Origin of the sequence: Paeniglutamicibacter sulfureus, from assembly GCF_039535115.1 — a bacterium.
Classification (GTDB): domain Bacteria; phylum Actinomycetota; class Actinomycetes; order Actinomycetales; family Micrococcaceae; genus Paeniglutamicibacter; species Paeniglutamicibacter sulfureus.
The window spans coordinates 2,085,107-2,102,078 of sequence record NZ_BAAAWO010000001.1; the positions used below are offsets into that span (position 1 = coordinate 2,085,107).

Below are 16,972 nucleotides of genomic sequence, written 5' to 3' on the forward strand. Positions count from 1 at the left end.
GCAGGTGATGCACTCGATTCGGCGCATCCGCCCTTGTGGCCACGTGGCGGGCACCCGGGGGCCACCGCGGCTTAACCTTCCGGACACCCATCCTTTCTAAGGTCTAGTACACGACCTCGAGCCCTCGCGTTCGACAATCCCCTCTGGTCGTTACCCGTTTGAAAGGCACAGCATGAAAACCCCTTCGTCCGTCCCCCGCCGTGGCGTCCTTCTTGGCGGTACCGCCGCCGCTGTCTCGGGCATCCTTGCCGTCGGATCCCGTCCGGCCATGGCCGCCTCTCCCAAGAAGCAGGGCTCCCCGGCGAGCGCGAAAATGAAGTTCGGCCAGGACGGCAAGTTCAAGATCGTCCAGTTCAACGACACCCAGGACGGTCCGCGGACCGATCGTCGCACCCTTGAACTCATGGACGCCGTGCTGGACTCCGAGAAGCCGGGCTTCGTGGTCATCAACGGGGATGTCATCAACGGCTCCCCCGCCAACGCGACGGAGGTCAAGCAGGCCATCAACAACGTCGTGATGCCCATGGAATCACGGAAGATCCCGTGGGCGCTGACCTTCGGCAACCACGACGAGGATTCCCTGTCCAAGGGCACGAAGATGTCCGAGGCCAAGATCCTCGACTTCATCCGCGGCTACGACCACAACGTCAACACCAAGGAAGACAGCACCTTCGGTTCCTCGAACTCCCAGCTGCTGATCGCCTCCTCGCGCAGCAGCAAGCCGGCCTTCGGCGTTTGGCTGCTGGACTCGGGACGCTACGCCCCGGAGACCATCGGCGGGCAGGACTTCGAGGGACTGAAGTCCTACGACTGGATCCGCCCGGAACAGATCGACTGGTACCGAGAGACCTCCCGCGCCACCGAGGTGCGGCACGGCAAGGTCCAGTCGCTGATGTTCTTCCACATCCCCCTGTGGGAGCACCACCACATGTGGTACGGATCCCAGTTCTCCTCCAATGACGCGGACCACGCCAAGGCCGTGAAAAAGCACGGAATCGTGGGCGTGAAGAACGAGGACGTCTATGTCGGCGCATTCAACTCGGGCCTGTTCACCGCGTTGCAGGAACGCGGCGACGTGCGCGGCGCATACTGCGGGCACGACCACATCAACACCTTCATGGGCGACTACTACGGGATCGAGCTGGGCTACGGCCCGGGAACGGGCTTCGGCACTTATGGCCTGGGCGGTGCCGAGGAGCACAGCCTGCGCGGCGCGCGTGTCTTTGAACTCGACGAAAAGCAGGAGGGCGTCTACACCGGCACCCGGGTCCTCTTCGCCAAGGACTACGGCATCGACATGGATCCCCAGGATCAGCCGATCGCCGAACCGCTGCCGCTGCCCCAGCGCTAAAAGCGGAAGGCCGCGCCGCGATCCTACTTCGGGCCGCGGCGCGGCCTGGCCGGTCGGGCCCCGGCGGCCTCCTCGATGGCATCGGCCGCACGGATAAGGCCCAGGTGCGAGAGCGCCTGGGGGAAGTTTCCGGCCATATGGCCGGTGTCCGGATCGAATTCCTCGGCCACCAGACCCACCTCGTTGACGATCCCGGCGAGCTTCGCCAGAAGCCGCCGGGCGTCGTCGAGGCGCCCGGAATGGGCGTATTGCTCGATGAGCCAGCAGGTACAGACCATGAAGGTGTATTCCCCCGGCGGCAGGCCGTCGGTTCCGGCCTCGGTCCGGTAGCGCCGGACGAAGCCGTGCCGGCCCAGCAGTTCGCTTTCGATCCGGGCCACGGTGCCGAGCATCCGGGGGTCACCGTAGTCGACGAACCCGACCTGCGCGAGGACCAGCAAGGAGGCATCGACCTCGGTGGTGTCGTAGGTCTGCGTGAACGAATTCAGTTCCTCGTTGTATCCCTTCTCCAATATCTCGGCCCGCAGCGCATCGCGCGCGGCCTCCCACTTCTTCATGTCACCGGTCTGGCCGTGGTGCCTCACCGCCCGGACCCCGGCTTCCAGCGCAGCCCACATCATGACGCGCGAGTGCGTGAAGTACTGGGGCTCCCCGCGCATTTCCCACAGGCCGTGGTCCTTGCGCCCGAGGTTGGCGATCACCTCCGCGATCATCGCCTTTTGCAGCGGCCAGGAGAAGTGGTCCTCGCGCCCGCCCATGGTGCGCAATTCATCCAGGGCCACCATGACCTCGCCGACCACGTCGCCCTGGTATTGGTACACCGCCGCGTTGCCGGTGCGCACCGGCTTTGCCCCGCCGTAGCCGGGCAGGTGCTGCAGGATGCGCTCGGGCAGTTCGCGCTCGCCGCCGACCCCGTACATCACCTGCACGGTGTGGTGGTCACCGGCGATGGCCCGCAGCAGCCAGTCGCGCCATTGCAGGGCCTCCTGCTCGTACCCGTGGGTCATCATCACCTGAAGGGTCAGTGCGGCATCGCGCAGCCAGCAGAAGCGGTAGTCCCAGTTCCGTTCGCCTCCGAAGAACTCGGGCAGCGAGGTCGTCGGGGCCGCGACGATGCCGCCGGTGTCGCGGTGGGTCAGCCCCTTGAGCACCAGCAGCGAGCGGCGCACCAGCGCCTCGTGGTCTCCGTGCGGCGGGATGTCCGCCGCCCAGTCGCGCCACTGGCGCGCCGTCTGTGTCATGGCCATGCCGATGTCGTTCGGCGCGGGAATCTCCACGTGGCCCGCGTAGCAGGCGAATTCGAAATCGTAGGATTCTCCCGCGCGGACCTCGAATTCGTCGCGGTGGGTATGGTGCTTGGGCTTGGGGAGCCGGGTGCCGTAAAGCACCGCGGCGTGCGGGCCTGCGACGGCGACCAGCGACTCCGTGCCGCGCTCCGGGTCGAAGTTGCGCCGGACCCACGGCAGGACCTGGCCGTAGTCGTACCTGATGACCAGCTCGTGTTCAAACTTCATGGACCCCGAAAGCCCCTCCACGCGGCGCATGATGCTGGAACCGCCATCGCCCATGGGCATGAAGTCGGTGACCAGGACCTGCCCGGTCTTGCTGCCCCACAGGGTCCGCAGGACAAAGGAGGAGTCAAGGTAGTTGCGGCTGAGAACCTCGCCCTCGGTCGGGGCCAGCAGCCAGCGGCCGTTCTCCTTGGTGCCCAGCAAGGCGGCGAAGACCGATCCCGAGTCGAATCGGGGAAAACACAACCAGTCCACCGAACCGCGGAGTGAGACCAACGCCGCGGTGCGCTGGTCCGAGAGCAGGGCGTAGTCTTCGATCAATGTGGCCATGGCCCCACCCAATCGCATTTGTCTGCTCCAGACAAGGGATTTTGGCTGCCACGCCGCATCGGGAGCCCGCGCCTGAAGCGCCATGCGATAGGTTCATGGGTGGGATGATGACCGGCTATGTGCCCCGAGGACGAACCATGAAATTCCTGGCCTTGCGCCAACGCTTCCTGCCCGGCGACTTTCCGCCCGAGGAATTCGAACGCCCCCTGCCGTCCCGTGAACTGCTCCGGCGCGATGTCTGGGTCACGCTTCTGGTCATGGCCGCCGCGCTGCTCGGCATGGAAATGATGCTCAGCTTTGCCCCGGCCGAGGATGCCCCGGACCGGATTCCCAGCTATCTGGCCATGTGCGCGCTGACGGCACCCTTGGCGCTTCGCCGGCGCTTCCCGATTGGTTCCATGCTGGTGCTTTCGGCAATGTTCCTGGGGTTCGGGATCTGGATGCCGGCCGTCATGATGCAGCTCGCACCGCAGATCACCTACTTCGTCGGACTCTATTCGGCCGTCACCTGGGCGCGGGACAGGCGCGCCCTGCGCCTCGCGCTGACCGGGGTCATCCTGGCCATGTTTCTCTGGCTGGTCGTTGGGATCACCAACGCCAAGCTGGTGTTCGGCGAGGAGCTGGACCTGCCCATGGCCATCGAAACCTCGGGCTTCATTGACCCGGTGATTGCCTATGCCGGTTACTCGTTCCTGGTCAACCTGTTCTACTTCGGCGGGGCCACGTTCCTGGGACTCATGTCTTGGCGCAGCGCCTGGCAGCACGAGATCGTCGTGGAGCAGGCCGCGAAGCTCGAGGAGCAGGCAGTGGAGCTGGCGCGCCGCGCCGTCATCGACGAGCGCCTGCGCATTGCGCGCGAACTGCATGACGTGGTTGCCCACCACATCTCGGCGGTCGGCGTGCAGGCGGCGGCCGCCCGCATGGTCCAGCCCCGGGATCCGGGGCGTGCCGCGGAGCTGATGCACGGCATCGAGGATTCTGCCCGACAGGCGGTGGGCGAAACCCGCTCGCTGCTGCGGGTCCTGCGGCACGGGGAAACGGATCCCGGGGATTCCGCCCAGCGCTCCCCCGAGCCCTCGCTCGCGGAGCTTCCCGTCCTGGCCGAGCAGTCGGCCCGCGCCGGGGTGAAGGTCGAGCTGATCCAGGTCGAGCACCGCGAGGGGTTTTTCGAGCAGGCCGGCGCCGGGCTCGGACTGGCGCTCTACCGGATCGCCGCCGAATCACTGGCCAATGTGCGCGAGCATTCCACGGCCCGCACCGCTGTCCTGTCCCTGCGCAGCGGCAGCGACGCGAACGGCGAATGGGCGGAGGTCGAGGTCACCGACGACGGCAGCCCGCGGCCCGGGACGGCCGGCAGCGGCTTTGGCCTGCGCGGCATCAGGGAACGCGCCGAATTGCACCATGGGCAGGTGGACATCGGCCCGCGTTCCCCCACCGGCTGGCGGACCCGCGCACGGCTTCGGTCCCTGAACACCAATACCGTGGCCGAGGCCACCGAAGGAGCAACCCCATGAGCAGGATCCGCATCCTGGTGTGCGACGACCAGCCGCTGATCCGTTCCTCCCTGGAATTGATCCTCGGCACCGATGCGGACCTTGAGGTGGTCGGCACCGCGGCCGATGGACGGGCAGCGGTGGCCGCGGCGCTGGAGCTGCAGCCCGACGTGGTGCTCATGGACATCCAGATGCCGGAGCTCGACGGCGTCGGTGCCACCGCGCAGATCACTGCAGGCACCAACGCCAAGGTCGTCGTCCTGACCACCTTCGACCGCGACGACTACCTTTTTGCCGCGATCGACGCCGGTGCCAGCGGATTCCTGCTGAAAAACACCGAACCCGAAGTCATCATCAGTGCCGTGCACGCGGCGGCCGCTGGGAAAGCGTTGCTCTCCCCCGAGGTCACGATGCGCATCATCCGGCGGGGCACCGCGACGGCACAACCTCAGTCGAAGCGAACCCCGGTCCCTGCGGGAGCGGCGGAGCCCCACGACCAGCGGATCCTGGACGAGCTGACAGCGCGGGAACGCGAAGTGCTCGTCAAGTTGGCCGGCGGCCTGTCCAATGCGGAAATCGCAACCTCACTCTACGTCTCCGAGGCCACGGTCAAGACCCACCTGTCCAACATCCTGGCCAAGGCGGGACTGCGGGACCGGGTGCAGGCCGTGGTCTTCGCCTACCGTGCCGGGCTCATCCCTTCGACGGAGCCCTGAACCCGGTTCTGCCCCACGTCCGGAACCGAATTTCATTCCTTTGAAGGATCCTTGACGACCATGCCGCGGCATAGATTGGAGGACAGGATCGGGCCCGCCGCGGGCCGGCACCATGCATACCGAAGGAATGAAGAACCATGTTAGAGGTAGAAGGTCTCACCCGGCGTTTCGGGGACCGGACGGTGCTGGAGGACGTCTCGTTCTCCGTCCCGGCCAACGGCATGACGGGATTCGTCGGGGCCAACGGCGCCGGGAAGACCACCACCATGCGCATCATCATGGGCGTGCTGAAGTCCCACTCCGGGTCGGTGTACTTCAACGGCACGCAGATCGCCGATGCCGACCGGGCGCGCTTTGGCTACATGCCCGAGGAACGCGGCCTCTATCCCAAGCAGCAGGTGCTGGACCAGCTCCAATACCTGGGACAGCTGCACGGCATGAGTCGCGCCGATGCCCGCAGCGAGGCCTTGGACCTGCTGGACCGCTTCGGCATTGCCGACCGGACCAAGGACAAGCTCGAATCCCTCTCGCTGGGGAACCAGCAACGCGTCCAGGTCGCCGCATCGTTGATGCACCACCCCACCGCACTGATCCTGGACGAGCCGTTCTCCGGGCTGGACCCGCTGGCCGTGGATTCCATGACCTCGCTGCTGGCCGAGCGCGCGGCCACCGGGGTGCCGATCCTCTTCTCCAGCCACCAGCTGGACTTGATCGACCAGCTCTGCGACAACCTGGTGGTGTTGGCCGGCGGCAAGATCGTGGCCTCCGGAACCGCTGCGGACCTGCGGGCGCGCGCCAGCGCCAAACACGTGGTGGTGACACCGCCCGATGCCGGGTGGCTGCGCGAGCAGCCAGGAGTGAGCGTCCTGGATGTGGCCGGCCCGCGTGCCCTGGTCGAGTTCGCCGACGACGCCACTGCCCAGCGCGTCCTGCGCGCCGCCGTAGCACGCGGGGCGGTCACCGAGTTCGCCCCGCAACGTCCCTCGTTGGCAGAAATCTACCGGGAGGTCATCCGATGAGCAGCACAGACCTACGCACCAAGCCCTCCGAGGCCTCCGCCGCCGACTCCGTTGCCGAACAGCGGGGCGCGCCGTGGCTGATCGTGACCCTGCGCGAGGTCACGGTGAAGGTCCGCGACAAGTCGTTCATCATCACCACGCTGATCACCGTCGCGCTCATCGTAGGTTCCGTAGTGTTCGCCGGGATCATGGGAGACAAGAGCACCACATCGACGATTGCCTTCGCCGAAAACGGCAGGACCGCGGCTCTTGTGGCCTCGGCCAACGAGCTGGCCATCTCCAAGGACCAGAAGATCGAGTTGACCGCCCAGCCGGTGGCTTCCGGGGATGCGGCACTCGAGACGTTGCGCGCCAAGAACGCGGATCTGGTGCTCGCGCCCACCCCGGACGGCTACAGCCTCACCGGGCTCATCGACGTGCCGGGCAACATCAAGTCACTGCTCGCCGACGCTGCCGAAGCCCAGGCACTGGACTTCAATGCGGGCCAGCTGGGAGTCACCCTCGATGAGTTGACGGCTGGGTCCGCCGTGACCCAAGTACTGCTTGAGGGCGACCAGGAACGCAATTCGATGGCCATGGTCATGGGCTTCATCTTCTCGTTCCTCTTCTACATGTCCGCCATGATCTTCGGATTGCCGATCGCCAACTCGGTGGTCGAGGAGAAGCAGAACCGCGTCGTTGAAATCCTCGCCACGGCAATCCCCATCCGCCAACTGCTCGCAGGCAAGATCCTGGGCAACCTCATCCTGGCCATGGGTCAGTTATGCCTGTTCGTGGGCATCGGCCTGCTGGCACTGACCATGATGCCCACGGAAATCCCTTTCATCTCCGTCGTCATTGCCACCTCGGGATGGTTCCTGGCCTTCTTCTTGGCCGGCTTCCTGATCCTCGCCGCCGTCTGGGCGGCGCTGGGCGCGATGGCATCGCGGACCGAGGACCTGCAGCAGTCCACCGGCCCAGTCATCATGGTGCTGGTGGCAGTGCTCTTCACCGGCATGTACGCCAAGGGCTCCCTGCTGGTCGTCGCCTCATACATTCCCGTGGTTTCGTCGGTGGCCATGCCCATCCGCCTGCTGAGCAGCGATGTGCCGCTGTGGGAGCCGGTTGCCGCGCTGGCTATCGCCATTGCGGCGGCCTGGGCCATGGTGCTGCTCGGTGAACGCATCTACCGCCGGGCCATCATGCAGACCGGTTCGGCGCTGTCCTGGCGCAAGGCGCTGAAGCTGGAGGACTAGAGCGAAGGCTGTACTGGAGACACCCGAGGCGTGCGATCCCACGATGGGGTCGCACGCCTCAATCGTTGGCGACTCGTTTCAAAACCTGGTTCTCCAGTACCAGCAGCTCGCCAATCTCGCATTCCAGTGCCCGGCAGATGGCAACGAGTGTGCTGAATCTGATGGCCTTGGCCCGGTCATTCTTCAGCACCGAAAGATTCACGATGCTTACTCCGGCCAGCTCGCCCAGACGGGTCAACGTCATGGAGCGGTCACGCAACAGCTCGTCAAGCCGGCAGTGGACTCCGCTCGTCAAATCAATTTCGTCGTTCCTGCGGCCCATTAAACCAACCCGGCGGCGTCTAGTTGCATGCTGCGCCCGCGCCGCAAGACCAGCGACAGCAGGATCAAGACGACGCCGAGCGCCAGCAAAGAGTGGTTCGCATCCTGGAAACTGAACTCGGCCGAGGTCGCCAGCCAATAGCCGTCGCCGGAGGCGCCCGGGGTATCCGATCCGGAACCGGGGAATCCAAGCTCGGTGACAGCCAGGTGCGTCGAGAGCGTTTCGAGCCAGGGGGCAATCAATGCAGTGACGCCGGCCAGTGTCCCCAAAGCAAGCAGCATCCAATGGGCCATCGTCGTGAACGGTTCGTTCTTCCACAGGCGGCGACAGATCAGGATGACGGCCGCGCAGCCGGCAATGAACAGGAGGAAGTACAAGGCCTGGGCAGCAGCCAGCGCTAGCCGGGGCGCCAAGAGTCCTTCGTCGCTCTCAACGATTGCAGTGCCATACGTGGCCAAGGATGCCCCGGAGACGCCGCGTAGGTCCGGAACGTCGCTCGGTGGCGTCACCAGTGACGCTTCGAAAAAGAATGACCGCGTGAAGGTTTCCTCAGTGAACCAGGCCAAGTAAAAAACGGCCAGCAACCCGGCGACAGTCGCAACGCCCGAAACGGTCAGCAGGAATGTCCGTCCTCCGATGTGGCCAAGTCTTTGTAACGGAGGATCCAGGTCTCTGCTCACAATTCCCATCCTTAACGATTTGCGATAACAACGATAATCGTTAATGTATCGGCCGGGGACGACCGCCGTCAAGCATTGTCCGGCAGCACGCAGGAGGCCCGCGACTTCCCCCTTGAGGGGACTGCCACGGGCCTGCTGCGTTGGAGCTTTAGGTTACTAGATAACCGCGTCGCTCAAGTGGTTCGGGGTGCCGAAGCGGTGCGCGGTGATGGAGACCGCCTGCTCGTGCAGGAAGGTCAGCATTTCCACCCGCCCTGCGGAAACCACGTTGTTGCCGTAGATGGCGACATCGGGCTTGCCTCCGGTGGCCTCGGCCACGTCCAGGACCGAGCCGCCGATCAGGCGGATGCGGGCCGCGGAATCCGGGCCGGTTTTGGCGGCCAGGCGGGCGGCGCGGGCGCCGAAGGCCTGGGCATCCTCAACCACGACGGTGGCAGAGGATTCGGCGAGCACCGTGCGGATTGCCGAGGGAATCTCGACCGCGGAGGAAACCGTGACGCGGGATCCGGCGGCGATGCCCGCGGCAACGACGCGCAGCAGTTCCGCGATGCCGTGGCCCGAGGTCTCGTTCTCGAAGCGAATCGTCACCGGCAGGGCGCGGTAGCGGAACACGTTGCGCTCCGCGTGCAGGCCGGAGACGTCCTTGGCGGTGTTGAACTCAGTGGTCCAGACGGCGTTGTCCGACGCCAAGGCACCCTCGAGCCAGGAAAGATCTGCCTCGGCGATGTCGGTTCCGCGCGCGGCGTTCAGCAGTGCGGTCGAGGTGGCCGAAAGCTGGCCGGCCTGTGCCACCGGGGCGTCTTCCCAGGAGCCCATGCCCACCAGGTAGTTCGGTCCGCCCGCCTTGGTGCCGGCACCGATGGCCGACTTCTTCCAGCCGCCGAAGGGCTGTCGCTGCACGATGGCACCGGTGATGCCGCGGTTGATGTAGAGGTTGCCGGCCTGGATGTTCTCCAGCCAGTAGGCCATCTCGCCCGAATCCAGCGAGTGCAGGCCGCTGGTCAGCCCGTAGTCGATGTCGTTGACGATGGAGACGGCCTCTTCGAGGGTCTCTGCGGTCATCACGCCGAGGATCGGGCCGAAGTACTCGGTCAGGTGGTACTCGGAACCGCGCTTGACGCCGGAGCGCACACCCGGGCTCCACAGCTTGCCCGACTCGTCAAGCTTCTGGGGCTCGAGCACCCACTTCTCGCCCTCGCCCAGGGTGGTCAGGCCGCGCAGCAGCTTGCCCTGTGCCGGTTCGATGACCGGGCCCATCTGGGTCTGCGGGTCCTGCGGGTAGCCGACCTTCAGTGAGCGGATGTCATCGATCAGCTGGTTGTGGAAGCGCTTGGAGTCCGCTGCCGAACCCACCAGGATCACCAGTGAGGCGGCCGAGCACTTCTGGCCGGCGTGGCCGAAGGCCGAGGCGGCGACGTCCTTGGCCGCCAGGTCCAGGTCGGCGTTCGGGGTGACGATCACCGCGTTCTTGCCGCTGGTCTCGGCCAGCAGCGGCAGGTCCTTGCGGAAGGAACGGAAGAGCTGGGCGGTCTCGTAGCCGCCGGTGAGGATCAGGCGGTCGACGGCCGGGTGCGAGACGAGCTCGGTGCCCAGGTCGCGCTCGGAAAGCTGGACCAGCTGCAGGACATCGCGCGGCACGCCGGCTTCCCACAGGGCCTCGACCATGACCGCGCCGGAGCGTGCCGCCTGGCCGGCGGGCTTGATGATGACCGAGGAGCCGGCGGCCAGCGCCGACAGGGTCGAGCCAGCGGGGATGGCGACCGGGAAGTTCCACGGCGGGGTGACGACGGTCAGCTTCGAGGGCACGAAGGTGGCGCCGTCGATCGTGTACAGTTCCAGGCCGCGCTGGGCGTAGTAGTGGGCGAAGTCGATGGCCTCTGAGACCTCGGGGTCGCCCTGGTCAAGGGTCTTGCCGCATTCGGAGCCCATGACCTCGAGCAGGTCGGCGCGGCGGGCCTCGAGGGCGGCACCGGCGCGGTGCAGGATGGCGGCGCGGGCCTTGGCGCCCATGGCCTGCCAGGATTCGGAAGCCGAAACTGCGGTCTCGACGACAGTGTTCAGCTCGTCCTCGGTGTGGATCATGGCCTTGGCCACCGAATCAACACCGAGGGTCGAGCCGACCATCTTGTTGACGATCTCCCGGCCCCAGGCACGGTTGCCCGGCAGGTCCGGGTCGGTGTCGGGGGTGTTCTCGAAGTCGAGGGTGCCGTCGGCCAGCCCGGCAAGCTTGGCCTCCACGGCGGCGGCGTCGACCACGTTGCGGTCCTGGATGCGGTGCGGGGCCGGGATGCTGTCATCCAGGTCGGCCAGGGAGGCCAGGAAGCGGTTCTTCTCGCGCTCGAACAATGCCTCGTTCTTGTCCAGCTCGAAGACCGCGGACATGAAGTTCTCCTGGCTGGCGCCCTCTTCGAGGCGGCGGATCAGGTAGGCGATGGCAACGTCGAACTCGCCCGGGTGCACGACCGGCGTGTAGAGCAGCAGGCGTCCGACGTCCTTGCGCACGGCCTCGGCCTGGCCGGTGGCCATGCCCAGCAGCATCTCGAATTCGATGCCGGCGGTGACGGAACGGCCCTGGGCCAGCAGCCAGGCCAGGGCGACGTCGAAGAGGTTGTGGCCGGCGATGCCGATGCGCACGTTTTCCACGTGCCCGGGGCGCAGCGCGTAGTCCAGCACCGACTTGTAGGAGGTGTCCGAGTCCTGCTTGGTGTTCCAGGTGGCGACCGGCCAGCCGTGCAGGTTGGCTTCCACCTGCTCCATCGGCAGGTTGGCGCCCTTCACGACGCGGACCTTGATCGGGGCTCCGCCCAGACCCACGCGTTTCGCGGACCATTCCTGCAGGTGGATCATGGCCGAGAGGGCATCGGGCAGGTAGGCCTGCAGCACGATGCCGGCCTCGAGGTCGCGGAATTCTTCGCGGTCAAGGATCTTGGTGAAGACCGCAATGGTCAGGTCCAGGTCCTTGTACTCCTCCATGTCCAGGTTGATGAACTTCTTCTTGGGCGCGGAGGTGACGGCCAGGCGGTAGAGCGGGATGAGCTTCTCGATGATGTGCTCGACGGCCTCATCGAAGGCCCAGTGGTTGTGCGGGGCCACGGTGGAGGAAACCTTGATGGACACGTAGTCGACATCGTCGCGGGCCAGCAGCTTGTGGGTGCCTTCGAGGCGGCGGGCGGCTTCGCCCTCGCCGAGGATGGCCTCGCCCAGGAGGTTGACATTGAGGTCGATGCCTTCCTTCTTGATCTTGGAGATCGAGGCGCCGAGCTTGGCGTCGGTGGCGTCGATGATCAGGTGGCCGACCATCTCGCGCAGCACCTTGCGGGCGATCGGGACGACGATGCCCGGCATGATCGGGGCCATGGTGCCGCCGAGGGCGACCGCAGACTTCATATACCAGGGCAGGAAGGAGGGAACCTTCGGGGCCAGGGACTTGAGGTTGCGGGCCGCGACCTTCAGGTCCTCGGGGCGGATCACGCCGTCGACGAAGCCGACAGTGAAGTCCAGGCCGTTGGGGTCCTTCAATACGCCGGCAAGCTGTGCCGCTGAGGCATCCACCGGGACTTTCGAGCCCTCCGTGAGCCAGTGGCGCACCAGCTTGATGGTCTCGTCGGCCAGGTCTTGGGGGCGGACCAGGGGGGTGCCATCGGCGGCGAGGGCCGGTGGGACTACACGCACGTGCGAAGTCGATTGGGACACGGCTGCTTCTCCTAGGAAGAAAGGGGTGGCTGGGGAGCTACCACTACCCATCTTGCACACGAATGGTGTCGCATTGATAGGCGGGGTTCACCAGACAGTATGACCCTTTTCATCCCTTCAGCAAAAGTGAACAAAGCCGAATGTTTTCCTTCGGTTTTCCCAATGTATTCTGGGGTGTCATCAACCACCGTGATCCACAGGGATCACCCGGCCCACCCGGGAGCCGACCATGCTGGAAATCCGACGCCTGCGACTGCTGCGCGAACTGAGCATCCGCGGCACCATCGCCGAGGTCTCCGACGCGCTGAGCTACAGCCCCTCCTCGATCTCCCAGCAGCTTTCACTGCTCGAAAAGGAGACCGGCGTGAAACTGCTACGCAAGGTCGGGCGGCGCCTGCAACTGACCCCGCAGGCCGAGGTGCTGGTGGCACACACCGACGAATTGCTTGATTCCATGGAACGGGCCGAGGCAGACCTCGCCTCCACCCAGCAGGCCGTGGCCGGCACGGTGCGCCTGGCGGTCTTCCAAACCGCGGTACTTTCGCTGATCCCCTCGGTGCTGCGCGAGCTGCGCCAGGACTTCCCCCACCTGCGCGTGGAAATGGTGCAGCACGAACCGGAAACGGCGCTTCATGAGACGTGGGCGCGGGATTTCGACCTGGTCGTCGCGGAGCAGTACCCCGGCCATGCGGCGCCGCACTATGCCACCCTGGACCGCAAGATCCTGGCCCACGATGCCATCCGCCTGGCCCTGCCGGCGCGGGACGAGGCGATGCCTGCCGAGTTCCACCATGTCACTGCCATCGAGGCCGCCGCCGGCCTGCCCTGGGTCATGGAACCGCGTGGCGCGGCCTCGCGGCACTGGGCCGAACAGGCCTGCCGCATGGCCGGGTTCGAACCCGACGTGCGCTACGAGACCGCAGACCTGCAGGCCCACGTCAGGCTGGTCGAATCCGGCAACGCCGTGGCCCTTCTGCCGGACCTGGTCTGGGCCGCCCGCAAGCGCGAACTGCGCATCGTCGATCTGCCCGGGGCGCCGCAACGCACCATCTTCACCTCGGTGCGCCACTCCTCCACCCAACACCCGGGGCTGGTCGCGGTCCGCAACGCCCTGCATGCCCAGGCGGCCACTCTTCCGGCGCCCACGGGCGTCGACCCGGGGGCTGTAAGTTAGGTCACAAACAGGTAACGCCGGGGTGAGAGCGGCCACACGGCATCGAATTTTCCTGTCATACTCGAGGTCGGTTGCGAACGAACGGCACGTGCCACGGGGCAGTGCAACCATGCCCCCGGCAGCAAAACACGCCGAGGATCACCTTTCCCCGGCTCGCCCAACCTTCATGAGGTCCACAACATGTCCGACTCAACATTCCAGCTGATAGCCATTGCGGTGTATCTCGCAGCAATGCTGGCCATCGGCTACTTTGCGTTCAAGCGCACCAACGACATCGACGATTACATGCTCGCCGGCCGCGGGCTCAAGCCGGGAGTCGCGGCATTGTCCGCAGGTGCCTCGGACATGTCCGGATGGCTCCTGATGGGCCTGCCCGGCGCGATCTACCTCAACGGGCTCATCGAGGCCTGGATCGCCATCGGCCTGACCATCGGCGCCTGGTTGAACTGGAAGTTCGTCGCCCCGCGGCTGCGTTCCTACACCGCCGTGGCGCAGAACGCGATCACCATCCCGAGCTTCTTTGAGAAGCGGCTGAAGGACAACAGCCACTTCCTGCGCATCGCCGCATCGGTGATCATCCTGGCCTTCTTCACCTTTTACGTTTCCTCCGGCATGGTGGCAGCGGGCAAGTTCTTCGAGTCTTCCTTCGGCTGGAACTACTTCACCGGCCTCTTTGTGGTTGCCGGCGTCACGCTGCTCTACACGCTCTTCGGCGGATTCCTCGGTGCCACCCTCACCGACGTGGCCCAGGGCCTGCTCATGTTCGCCGCACTGATTGCCGTCCCGATTGTCGCCATCTTCCAGATGGGCAACATCGGGGACCTCGGCTCCAAGATCAAGGACGTGAACCCCGAGGCACTGAACCTGTTCTCCAGCTTCAACACCACCAACGGGTTCCTGGCGGCAGTGGCCATCTTCTCCACCGCGGCCTGGGGCCTGGGCTACTTCGGCCAGCCTCACATCATCGTGCGCTTCATGGCCCTGCGCTCCCCGTCCGAGGCCAAGACCGCCCGCCGCATCGGCATCTCTTGGATGGTGCTCACCGCCGTCGGCGCCATCGTCACCGCATTGGTCGGCATCGCCTACTTCGCCGACAGCCCGGAGAAGGAAATCACCGACCCGGAGACCGTCTTCCTGCTGCTGAGCCAGATCTTCTTCCACCCCTTCGTTGCCGGCCTGGTGCTCGCGGCGGTGCTGGCCGCCATCATGTCGACCATGTCCTCGCAGCTGATCGTGTGCTCCTCGGCCTTGGTCGAGGACCTGTACAACATTGCCGGCAAGAAGCTCAGCCCCCAGCGCGAGGTCATGCTCGGCCGCTCCGGCGTGCTCGTCGTGGCAATCGTCGCCGCGGCGCTGGCCCTGAACCGGGACTCCAGCATCCTGGATCTGGTGTCCTTCGCCTGGGCAGGATTCGGAGCCGCGTTCGGACCGATCGTGCTGCTGAGCCTCTACTGGCGCAAGCTCACCTCCACCGGTGCGCTTGCAGGCATGCTCACCGGTGCCGTCACGGTCTTCGTCTGGGGCAACATCGATGTGCTCTCCTCTGCGATGTACGAAATCGTTCCAGGCTTCGTGCTGAACCTCGTCGTCGCCGTGCTGGTCTCGCGTGCCACGTACAAGCACAATGCGACCATCGAGGAAGAGTTCACCGCAATGGAAAATGAAGTCGAGGAGAACGCTCCCTACGTGGTTTCCTGACATTCGCCTCAAGCCGCAACAAAGTCCCCTCTTCACCGGTTTCGGTGAAGAGGGGACTTTCTTTTGACTTGGTAAGATCCGCACCGCCCAGGACACCGGCGAACACGCTCGCCTGCCGGCGGCAATGCATCGACCGCTCCTTCTTATGGCGGCCACCGCAAATCGAGGGACCGTCGCAGGTAGGATCTTGGCATGCCTGATGTTTCCGCAACCTCCCCGACCGCGCCCGAAACCACGCCCAAGCCCGATGTCGTGGACGACTTTGTCACCCGGAGCCATCGCACGGCCTCCGGCCTGCGCTACACCAGCACCACCGGGCGCATGGTGCTGCGCAAGGAGGAGGACGCCGAGGGGAAGACCGACGGATTCAACGCCAAGGCGGAGATCTTCCTGGTGTCCTACACCGCGGACACCGAGGAGGCACCCGTTGCCGGGCAGGCGGCCAAGTCCCGCGCCAAGAAGCCGGCAGGCCCGCCCGCGGCCAACCGCCGGCCGGTGGTGTTCGCCTTCAACGGCGGCCCCGGTTCGGCCAGCCTGTGGCTGCACATGGGCCTGCTGGGTCCGCGCATCGTCGATTCCGGAGACGTGGGCAGCATGGCCGCCGCGCCCTACGGCGTCATCGACAACCCGGAGTCCTTGCTCGAGCACGCGGACGTGGTGATGATCGATCCGGTGAACACCGGTTTCTCGCGCGTGGTCTCCGGCGGCACGATTGACGAGTTCCACGCCTTCGAGTCCGACCGCGACCTGGTCGCCGAGGTCATCCGGCTCTGGATCACCCGCAACCAGCGCTGGCTCTCCCCCAAGTACCTGATCGGCGAGTCCTACGGCACGATGCGCGCCGTGGCGGTGGCCAGGCGCCTGCAGGAGGCCCACGGCCTGGCGGTGAACGGACTGGGATTGATCTCCACGGTGCTGAACCTCTCCACGCTGGACTTCGCCCCGGGCAACGACACCCCCTACGCCCTGCATCTGCCCACCTACGCGGCCATCGCGCACTACCACGGCCGGCACGGCAACCGCCCGCTGCAGGAGGTGGTGCGGGACGCCGAGGACTACGCCTCGGGCGACTACGTGGTGGCGCTGCATCTGGGCAACCGGCTCTCCAAGCGCAAGTACGACTCCGTGGTCAAGCACCTGGCCGAACTCACCACGCTCTCCGAGGCCTTCATCCGCCGCACCAACCTGCGCTGGGAGTACATGGAGTTCGCCACCGAGCTGCTGCGCGAGAACGGGCTGATGGTCGGGCGCATCGACGGCCGTTTCACCGGCGTCCCCCCGCGCCTGCAGGAATCGCACACCTGGGACGACCCGTCGCTGCGCGCCATCACCCCCGCCTATGCCGCGGCCATCAACCACTACGTGCGCGCGGAACTGGGCTACCAATCAGACCTGCCCTACGAGGTGCTCACCGGACGGGTGCACCCCTGGAGCTACGGCGGGTTCGAGGGCCGGCCCGTCGACGTCACCCGGGACCTGGAACGCCTGCTCATCGACATCCCGGATATGCGCGTGCACGTCGATTACGGCTACCACGACGGGGCCACCCCGCACTTCGCCGCCGAGTACGTGTGGGCGCACCTCGAGGTCCCGGCCGCGGTCCGGACCCGCTTCACGCACCACTATCACGCCGCCGGGCACATGATGTACCTGGATCCGGCCGTGCGTTCGGCCCAGCTCGCGGCCCTGGCCGAATTCGTCACCCAGGCGTAGACAAGCGAGGCCGGACCCCGCTTGGGGTCCGGCCTCG

12 protein-coding genes are annotated in these 16,972 nt (G+C 65.9%); 8 read left to right on the top strand and 4 right to left on the bottom strand.

The genetic code is table 11. The annotated features are described in order from the left end of the window. Positions 1 to 172: 172 nt before the first annotated feature. Positions 173 to 1,351 carry a metallophosphoesterase family protein gene (locus tag ABD687_RS09505; protein WP_302264586.1) on the top strand — a complete coding sequence of 393 codons (1,179 nt, stop codon included), beginning with the start codon at positions 173 to 175 and terminating at the stop codon, positions 1,349 to 1,351. A 23-nt stretch (positions 1,352 to 1,374) separates the two neighbouring features. On the opposite strand, the gene ABD687_RS09510 is transcribed toward ABD687_RS09505, so the two are convergent. Next, positions 1,375 to 3,210, bottom strand: coding sequence for a glycoside hydrolase family 15 protein (locus ABD687_RS09510; RefSeq protein ID WP_310291840.1), 1,836 nt, complete (start codon positions 3,208 to 3,210; stop codon positions 1,375 to 1,377). A 119-nt stretch (positions 3,211 to 3,329) separates the two neighbouring features. On the opposite strand from ABD687_RS09510, the gene ABD687_RS09515 reads away from it, so the two are divergent. The 4 genes from ABD687_RS09515 to ABD687_RS09530 all read left to right on the top strand — a co-directional run bounded on the left by ABD687_RS09515 (position 3,330) and on the right by ABD687_RS09530 (position 7,655). After that, positions 3,330 to 4,706: a histidine kinase gene (locus tag ABD687_RS09515; protein WP_310291838.1), complete on the top strand. Its 1,377-nt coding sequence runs from the start codon at positions 3,330 to 3,332 to the stop codon at positions 4,704 to 4,706. Continuing rightward, a complete protein-coding gene (locus tag ABD687_RS09520; protein ID WP_310291836.1) occupies positions 4,703 to 5,401 on the top strand; it encodes a response regulator in 699 nt (232 codons plus the stop codon). Before ABD687_RS09515 ends, ABD687_RS09520 begins: the two co-directional genes overlap by 4 nt. 137 nt (positions 5,402 to 5,538) lie before the next feature. Then, on the top strand, positions 5,539 to 6,420 hold the full coding sequence (locus ABD687_RS09525) for an ABC transporter ATP-binding protein (protein WP_310291834.1): 882 nt from the start codon (positions 5,539 to 5,541) through the stop codon (positions 6,418 to 6,420). Continuing rightward, a complete protein-coding gene (locus ABD687_RS09530; protein ID WP_264270204.1) occupies positions 6,417 to 7,655 on the top strand; it encodes an ABC transporter permease in 1,239 nt (412 codons plus the stop codon). Before ABD687_RS09525 ends, ABD687_RS09530 begins: the two co-directional genes overlap by 4 nt. A 58-nt stretch (positions 7,656 to 7,713) precedes the next feature. Here ABD687_RS09530 and ABD687_RS09535 read toward each other — a convergent pair whose 3' ends face one another. The 3 genes from ABD687_RS09535 to ABD687_RS09545 all read right to left on the bottom strand — a co-directional run bounded on the left by ABD687_RS09535 (position 7,714) and on the right by ABD687_RS09545 (position 12,350). After that, positions 7,714 to 7,977: a helix-turn-helix domain-containing protein gene (locus ABD687_RS09535; protein ID WP_264270203.1), complete on the bottom strand. Its 264-nt coding sequence runs from the start codon at positions 7,975 to 7,977 to the stop codon at positions 7,714 to 7,716. Beyond that, positions 7,977 to 8,657: a hypothetical protein gene (locus tag ABD687_RS09540; protein ID WP_264270202.1), complete on the bottom strand. Its 681-nt coding sequence runs from the start codon at positions 8,655 to 8,657 to the stop codon at positions 7,977 to 7,979. Before ABD687_RS09540 ends, ABD687_RS09535 begins: the two co-directional genes overlap by 1 nt. Before the next feature lie 156 nt (positions 8,658 to 8,813). Continuing rightward, positions 8,814 to 12,350, bottom strand: a complete 3,537-nt coding sequence (locus tag ABD687_RS09545) for a proline dehydrogenase family protein (protein WP_310291829.1) — start codon at positions 12,348 to 12,350, stop codon at positions 8,814 to 8,816. Positions 12,351 to 12,579: 229 nt separating this feature from the next. Between ABD687_RS09545 and ABD687_RS09550 the strand changes: the two genes are divergently transcribed. The 3 genes from ABD687_RS09550 (at position 12,580) to ABD687_RS09560 (ending at position 16,935) form a co-directional block, all read left to right on the top strand. Then, the gene (locus tag ABD687_RS09550) at positions 12,580 to 13,524 is read left to right on the top strand and encodes a LysR substrate-binding domain-containing protein (RefSeq protein WP_310291826.1); all 945 of its coding nucleotides are present in this window, start codon (positions 12,580 to 12,582) and stop codon (positions 13,522 to 13,524) included. A gap of 180 nt (positions 13,525 to 13,704) precedes the next feature. Further along, entirely contained in the window at positions 13,705 to 15,222 is a 1,518-nt protein-coding gene (gene putP / locus ABD687_RS09555; RefSeq protein WP_264270199.1) for a sodium/proline symporter PutP, read from the top strand. A gap of 192 nt (positions 15,223 to 15,414) precedes the next feature. Further along, a complete protein-coding gene (locus ABD687_RS09560; RefSeq protein ID WP_310291824.1) occupies positions 15,415 to 16,935 on the top strand; it encodes a S10 family peptidase in 1,521 nt (506 codons plus the stop codon). Positions 16,936 to 16,972 lie beyond the last annotated feature (37 nt).

Bases quoted from the DNA above. Each gene is read 5' to 3' on its own strand.
- ABD687_RS09535 (WP_264270203.1), bottom strand. From the start codon at position 7,977: ATGGGCCGCAGGAACGACGAAATTGATTTGACGAGCGGAGTCCACTGC.
- ABD687_RS09510 (WP_310291840.1), bottom strand. From the start codon at position 3,210: ATGCGATTGGGTGGGGCCATGGCCACATTGATCGAAGACTACGCCCTG.
- ABD687_RS09505 (WP_302264586.1), top strand. From the start codon at position 173: ATGAAAACCCCTTCGTCCGTCCCCCGCCGTGGCGTCCTTCTTGGCGGT.
- ABD687_RS09520 (WP_310291836.1), top strand. From the start codon at position 4,703: ATGAGCAGGATCCGCATCCTGGTGTGCGACGACCAGCCGCTGATCCGT.
- ABD687_RS09560 (WP_310291824.1), top strand. From the start codon at position 15,415: ATGCCTGATGTTTCCGCAACCTCCCCGACCGCGCCCGAAACCACGCCC.
- ABD687_RS09550 (WP_310291826.1), top strand. From the start codon at position 12,580: ATGCTGGAAATCCGACGCCTGCGACTGCTGCGCGAACTGAGCATCCGC.
- putP (WP_264270199.1), top strand. From the start codon at position 13,705: ATGTCCGACTCAACATTCCAGCTGATAGCCATTGCGGTGTATCTCGCA.
- ABD687_RS09525 (WP_310291834.1), top strand. From the start codon at position 5,539: ATGTTAGAGGTAGAAGGTCTCACCCGGCGTTTCGGGGACCGGACGGTG.
- ABD687_RS09515 (WP_310291838.1), top strand. From the start codon at position 3,330: ATGAAATTCCTGGCCTTGCGCCAACGCTTCCTGCCCGGCGACTTTCCG.
- ABD687_RS09530 (WP_264270204.1), top strand. From the start codon at position 6,417: ATGAGCAGCACAGACCTACGCACCAAGCCCTCCGAGGCCTCCGCCGCC.